Annotated in this window: 4 protein-coding genes; all 4 read right to left on the bottom strand. The window is 60.4% G+C overall.

Features of this window, described 5'->3' with window-relative positions:
• Window positions 1-87 precede the first annotated feature (87 nt).
• Window positions 88-2,934 (bottom strand): valine--tRNA ligase, encoded by a 2,847-nt coding sequence (locus tag ACW9JC_RS15940; protein ID WP_457455948.1) that lies wholly within the window; start codon window positions 2,932-2,934, stop codon window positions 88-90.
• Window positions 2,935-3,163: 229 nt separating this feature from the next.
• Complete coding sequence (locus tag ACW9JC_RS15935; protein WP_457455946.1) at window positions 3,164-4,477, bottom strand: MFS transporter; 1,314 nt, start codon at window positions 4,475-4,477, stop codon at window positions 3,164-3,166.
• A 241-nt stretch (window positions 4,478-4,718) separates the two neighbouring features.
• Window positions 4,719-5,963: a transporter associated domain-containing protein gene (locus tag ACW9JC_RS15930; protein WP_457455944.1), complete on the bottom strand. Its 1,245-nt coding sequence runs from the start codon at window positions 5,961-5,963 to the stop codon at window positions 4,719-4,721.
• A gap of 12 nt (window positions 5,964-5,975) precedes the next feature.
• Window positions 5,976-6,788: a cytochrome C assembly family protein gene (locus ACW9JC_RS15925; protein WP_416126309.1), complete on the bottom strand. Its 813-nt coding sequence runs from the start codon at window positions 6,786-6,788 to the stop codon at window positions 5,976-5,978.
• Window positions 6,789-6,985 lie beyond the last annotated feature (197 nt).

Raw genomic sequence — 6,985 nt, 5'->3', positions numbered from 1 at the left:
CGCGGGCAAGCCTTGCTCCTACAGAAAAACGGGCTTGAATAAAAAAGGGAGGCCACATGGGCCTCCCTTTTTCATTGCGATTTGCCGTTACAGGCTGGCAATCCGCGCATGTTGCTCGGCCAACTTGCCCAGAGCCTGTTCGGCTTCGGCCAGTTTGGCGCGTTCTTTCTCGATGACTTCAGCTGGCGCCTTGTCGACGAAACCGGCGTTGGACAGCTTGCCGCCGACGCGCTGCACTTCGCCTTGCAGGCGCTGGATTTCCTTGTCCAGACGCGCCAACTCAGCACCTTTGTCGATCAGGCCGGCCATCGGCACCAGCACTTCCATCTCGCCGACCAGAGCGGTAGCGGACAGCGGTGCTTCTTCGCCGGCCGCCAGTACGGTGATCGATTCGAGGCGCGCCAGTTTCTTCAGCAGCGCTTCGTTCTCGGTCAGACGACGCTGATCTTCGGCGCTGACATTCTTCAGGAACAGCGGCAGCGGTTTGCCCGGGCCGATATTCATCTCGCCACGGATGTTGCGAGTGCCGAGCATCAAGCCCTTGAGCCATTCGATGTCGTCTTCGGCGGCCGGATCGATGCGCGTTTCATTGGCCACTGGCCAAGGTTGCAGCATGATCGTCTTGCCTTCGATACCCGCCAGCGGTGCGATGCGCTGCCAGATTTCTTCAGTGATGAACGGCATGAACGGGTGCGCCAGACGTAGAGCCACTTCCAGCACGCGAACCAGGGTGCGACGGGTGCCGCGCTGGCGCTCTACCGGCGCGTTTTCGTCCCACAGCACAGGCTTGGACAGTTCCAGGTACCAGTCGCAATACTGGTTCCAGATGAACTCGTACAAGGCTTGTGCGGCCAGGTCGAAACGGAACTGGTCGAGCTGACGGGTCACTTCGGCTTCTGTGCGTTGCAGCTGCGAAATGATCCAGCGATCAGCCAGCGAGAGCTCGTAGGCTTCGCCGTTCTGGCCGCAGTCTTCGCCCTTGTCCAGCACGTAGCGCGCGGCGTTCCAGATCTTGTTGCAGAAGTTGCGATAGCCTTCGACGCGGCCCATGTCGAACTTGATGTCGCGACCGGTGGACGCCAGCGAGCAGAAGGTGAAGCGCAGGGCGTCGGTGCCGTAGCTGGCGATGCCTTCGGCGAACTCGTCGCGGGTCTGCTTCTCGATCTTCTTCGCCAGTTTCGGCTGCATCAGGCCGGAGGTGCGTTTCTGCACCAGCTCTTCCAGTTCGATACCGTCGATGATGTCCAGCGGGTCCAGGACGTTGCCCTTGGACTTGGACATTTTCTGGCCTTGGCCATCACGCACCAGACCGTGCACATACACAGTCTTGAACGGAACCTGCGGCGTGCCGTCTTCGTTTTTCACCAAATGCATGGTGAGCATGATCATCCGGGCAACCCAGAAGAAAATGATATCGAAGCCGGTGACCAGCACGTCGGTGGAGTGGAATTTCTTCAGGAATTCGGTCTGTTCCGGCCAGCCGAGGGTAGAGAACGTCCACAGGCCCGAGCTGAACCAGGTGTCGAGAACGTCGTTGTCCTGTTGCAGTGCCACGTCCGGACCGAGGTTGTGCTTGGCACGTACTTCGGCTTCGTCGCGACCGACATAGACCTTGCCCGACTCGTCGTACCAGGCCGGAATGCGGTGGCCCCACCACAGCTGACGGCTGATGCACCAGTCCTGGATGTCGCGCATCCACGAGAAGTACATGTTTTCGTATTGCTTGGGTACGAACTGGATGCGGCCGTCTTCAACGGCGGCAATCGCAGGCTCGGCCAGAGGCTTGGTGGACACGTACCACTGGTCGGTCAGCCAAGGCTCGATGATGGTGCCGGAGCGGTCGCCTTTCGGCACTTTCAGGCCGTGATCGTCGACACTGACCAACAGGCCTGCGGCTTCGAACGCAGCAACGATCTGCTTGCGCGCTTCGAAGCGGTCGAGACCCGCGTACTCAGCCGGAATCTTGCCATCGATGGTTTCGTTCAGCGTGCCGTCGAGGTTGAACACCTGGCAGGCCGGCAGGACCGCGGCGTTCTTGTCGAAGATGTTCAGCAGCGGCAAGTTGTGGCGCTTGCCGACTTCGTAGTCGTTGAAATCGTGGGCCGGGGTGATTTTCACGCAGCCGGTGCCGAATTCCGGGTCGCAGTAATCGTCGGCGATGATCGGGATGCGGCGGCCAACCAGCGGCAGCTCGACAAATTTGCCGATCAGGGCTTTGTAGCGTTCATCGTTCGGGTTAACCGCGACGGCGGAGTCGCCGAGCATGGTTTCCGGGCGAGTGGTCGCGACGATCAGGTAGTCATTGCCTTCAGCAGTCTTGGCGCCATCGGCCAGCGGGTACTTCAGGTTCCACAGGAAGCCTTTCTCATCGTGGTTTTCCACTTCGAGGTCGGAAATCGCCGTGTGCAGCTTGGTGTCCCAGTTGACCAGGCGCTTGCCGCGATAGATCAAACCGTCTTCGTGCAGGCGTACGAAGGCTTCTTTAACGGCTTCCGAGAGGCCGTCGTCCATGGTGAAGCGCTCGCGGCTCCAGTCCACGGACGAGCCGAGGCGACGGATCTGACGGCTGATGTTGCCGCCGGATTCATCCTTCCATTCCCAGACTTTCTCGAGAAATTTTTCACGGCCGAGGTCGTGGCGGTTCTGGCCTTTGGCTTCGAGCTGGCGCTCCACCAACATCTGCGTGGCGATACCAGCGTGGTCGGTGCCCGGCTGCCACAGGGTGTTGCGACCCTGCATGCGGCGGAAACGGATCAGGGCGTCCATGATCGCGTTGTTGAAACCGTGACCCATGTGCAGGCTGCCGGTGACGTTCGGCGGCGGGATCATGATGGTGTAGGACTCGCCCGCGCCTTGCGGGGCGAAGTAATTCTCTGACTCCCAGGTGTTGTACCAGGAAGTTTCAATGGCGTGCGGCTGGTAGGTCTTATCCATGCGCGGCGGGACCCTATTGGCATTTATTCAGGAAAAGCCGGGAAGTATAGCGGGGATGAGCGGATGCGCGTAGAGCGAGGTGACAATGGGTGGGGGAAAAGTTGAGTTGTGTTTTGTCAGTGAGGGCCCCATCGCTGGCAAGCCAGCGCCCACAGGCTATGTGTCGTATTGCTATTTTGTGAACGACACCAAACCCTGTGGGAGCGGGCTTGCCCGCGATAGCGATCTGTCAGGCGATCTGATTCAAATCGTTATGCCGTGTTTCCTTCAGGCACAGCACGGCAATCAAACTCAGCACCGCCGCCCCGGACACATACCCGCCGACGTAACTCAAGCCGCCCATCGCCACCAGCTTCTGCGCGAAGAACGGCGCCGCCGAGGCTCCGACAATACCGCCCAGGTTGTAGGCCGCCGATGCACCGGTATAACGCACGTGCGTGGGAAAAAGCTCCGGCAGCAGAGCGCCCATTGGCGCAAACGTCACGCCCATCAGAAACAGTTCGATGCACAGGAACAACGCCACGCCCCAGGTCGAGCCCTGTGTCAGCAATGGCTCCATCAGGAACCCGGACAGAATCGCCAGTACTCCACCGATGATCAGCACCGGTTTGCGTCCGTAGCGATCACTGGCCCACGCCGACAGCGGGGTAGCGGCGGCCATGAACAGCACGGCGAAGCACAGCAGTCCAAGGAAGGTTTCACGGCTGTATCCGAGTGTCGCCACGCCGTAGCTCAGCGAAAACACCGTCGAGATGTAAAACAGCGCGTAACACACCACCATGGCACCAGCACCCAGCAGAACGGGAACCCAGTATTGGCTGAACAGCTCGACCAGCGGGATTTTCACCCGTTCCTGACGAGCCATGGCGTTGGCGAATACCGGGGTCTCATGCAGCTTGAGGCGTACGTACAGACCCACCATCACCAGCGCGGCGCTGAGCAGGAACGGAATCCGCCAGCCCCACGAGCGGAACTGTTCATCATTCAGCGTCATGGCCAGGGTCAGGAACAAACCGTTCGCCGCAAGAAAGCCAATCGAAGGCCCGAGCTGTGGAAACATGCCGAACCAGGCGCGTTTGCCTTTGGGGGCGTTCTCCGTGGCGAGCAAAGCTGCGCCGCCCCATTCGCCGCCCAATCCCAGGCCTTGGCCGAACCGCAGCACGCAGAGCAGGATCGGCGCCCAAGCGCCAATGCTGTCGTAACCCGGCAGCACGCCGATCAGCGTGGTACACACGCCCATCAGCAGGAGAGAGGCGACCAGGGTCGATTTGCGGCCGATGCGATCGCCGAAGTGACCGAACAATGCCGACCCCAAGGGGCGCGCAAGGAATGCGATGCCGAATGTGAGAAAGGCCGAAAGCATCTGGGCCGTGCCGGACGTCTGCGGAAAGAACACCGGACCGATCACCAGCGCTGCTGCGGTGGCGTAAACGTAGAAGTCGTAGAACTCGATGGCAGTGCCGATGAAGCTCGCGGTGGCCACGCGGGTGGCGGAGTTCGTCGGTTGCGCAGGTGCGTCGTCGTAAGTCGTGCTGGTTGTCATGCGGTTATCCCTGACAGTCATGTGCCCCAGTGGAGCGAATTATTATGGTCGAGAACCCAGGGATGTGGGTGAAGGCACGGTCGCTGTTCCAGGTAGGAACAGTCGTCGGTTTGCTGCGGAGTTTGCTGATGGTCGGGCCGGAACTTGCGGTGTGCGGGGTAAGCACGGGGCCGGCGAGGCTTGGGTAAGCGCCTTGATTATAGGAAGGTGGCTAACGATTCAACAAGAGGCGAAAACACGCTTAATTGACGGCGGTCGCGACGGGGGCTGGGCCGGTGTGCCAGATCAATACCCGGGTGACGCGATTGTCTTCGGTCTCAAGGATTTCCAGGCGATAACGACCGATTTTCAGGCATACCGCGCTCTCTGGAATGGTTTCCAGCGCTTCAGTCACCAGACCGTTGAGGGTTTTCGGGCCGTCGCTTGGCAGATGCCAGCCGAGGCTCTTGTTCAGCTCGCGGATTGACGCAGCACCATCGATCACCAGGCGGCCATCGGCCTGTGGATGAATGTGCGGATTATTGAGGCTTTGCTGGCTTTCGAACTCGCCGACGATTTCTTCGAGAATATCTTCCAGGGTCACGATGCCGAGCACTTCGCCGTACTCGTCCACCACCATGCCCAGGCGACGCTGCTGCTTGTGGAAGTTCAGCAGTTGCAGTTGCAACGGGGTGCTTTCCGGTACGAAGTAAGGTTCGCGGCTGGCCGCCATCAGCGCTTCCAGGGTCAGGCTGCCATCGGGGAGCAAGTGGCCGATTTGCCGGGTGTTGAGCACCGCTTCGACCTGGTTGATATCGCTGTGGAACACCGGCAGGCGAGTGCGGGTGTTTTTGCGCAATTGCTCGATGATGTCCTCGATCGGGTCGTCGAGGTTGATCCCGTCGACTTCACTGCGCGGTACCAGAATGTCGTTGACCGTGATGTTGTCCAGCGCATGGATGCCTGGCAATGGATGCTGGCGATGGACTGCAGGCTCGCGATCGTCATGCTGGTCGTTCGGCGGCTCGTCTTCGCTCTGCTGGACGACTTTGGCCTTGCGGGCAAACGGGCGCATCAGCAGTTGGCTGAAGTTGTTGAGCAACCAGGCTGCCGGGTAAGCGATTTTCAGCGGTATGCGCAGCAGGTTGTTGCCAAAGGCGAGGATTGCATCCGGATGGCGGACGGCGAGGGCGCGCGGCAAATAATCGGCAAACACCAACAGGATGGCGGTCGCGCCGAGGCAGGCTGCCCATGGACCGTTTTCGGCCCAGGTGAAAATCGCCAGCAGGGTGCAGATAACTACCACCAATGCGCGACAGAGGGTATTGCAGAAGATCAGGCTGTCGAGCGGGAAGCTCAGTCTGGCCAGCGGCTTGTCGCTAGAACGGGAAGCGTTGCGCTTGGCCAGCAAGTGTTGATGCGCGGCTTCAATGGCGGAAAACAGCCCCGACCATAAAGTCAGCAGGACCACTACGGCGATCATCGGCCCTAAGGGCAATTCGTCCATTAATGCCGCCCGTCAGATGTGCAGGATGTATTCACGAACCAGCTTGCTGCCGAAATACGCCAGCATCAGCAGGCAGAATCCGGCGAGGGTCCAGCGAATGGCCTTGTGTCCGCGCCAGCCGAGGCGGTTACGGCCCCAGAGCAACACGCTGAAGACGATCCAGGCCAGGCAGGCCAGCAAGGTTTTGTGCACCAGATGTTGCGCGAACAGGTTGTCGACGAACAGCCATCCGGAGATCAGCGACATCGACAACAGCGTCCAGCCGGCCCACAGGAAACCGAACAGCAGGCTTTCCATGGTTTGCAGCGGCGGGAAGTTCTTGATCAGCCCGGACGGGTGCTTGTGCTTTAGCTGATGGTCTTGAAGGAGCAGGAGCAGCGACTGGAATACCGCAATGGTGAACATGCCGTAGGCGAGGATCGACAATAGTATGTGGGCCAGGATGCCCGGCGCCTCGTCGATGATCTGCACCGTGCCGGCAGGGGCGAACTGCGCCAGCAGCACGGTCGCGGCCCCGAGCGGGAACAGCAAGACCAGCAGGTTTTCCACCGGAATGCGTGAACACGCGATCAGGGTCAGGGCGATGACCGCTGCGGCAATCAGGCTGGCGGCGCTGAAGAAATCCAGGCCCAGGCCGATCGGTGTCAACAGGTGGGCGAACAGGCTGGCGCTGTGGGCCAGCACGGCAAGCACACCGAGCGTGACCAGCAGGCGTTTGTTCGCCTTGGCGCAGTTGGCCAGGCGAGTGCCTTGATAGAGAGTCGCAGCGGCATATAAACAAGCGGCGGCGAGGGTGGTAAGCAAACTGGGTGACAAGGGGAGCATAAGTCCTGTTAGGCAAGCCCGAAAGGCGCTGAGTTTGGCATAGAACCCACGCAGCACGAAAGACCACGCAAGCTGACGACGAGGTGTCCGCCGGACGCAGTCTTCGCTATAATCCGCGACCTGCCCACGCCGCAGGCTCGCCGAGCACATGTTTAGTCCGGTCCGGGCCGCCATTATCCCGGTCTACACAGGGCCTG

Source organism: Pseudomonas sp. SDO5591_S426, from assembly GCF_054070755.1.
This window is presented reverse-complemented; position numbering and strand designations above follow the sequence as displayed.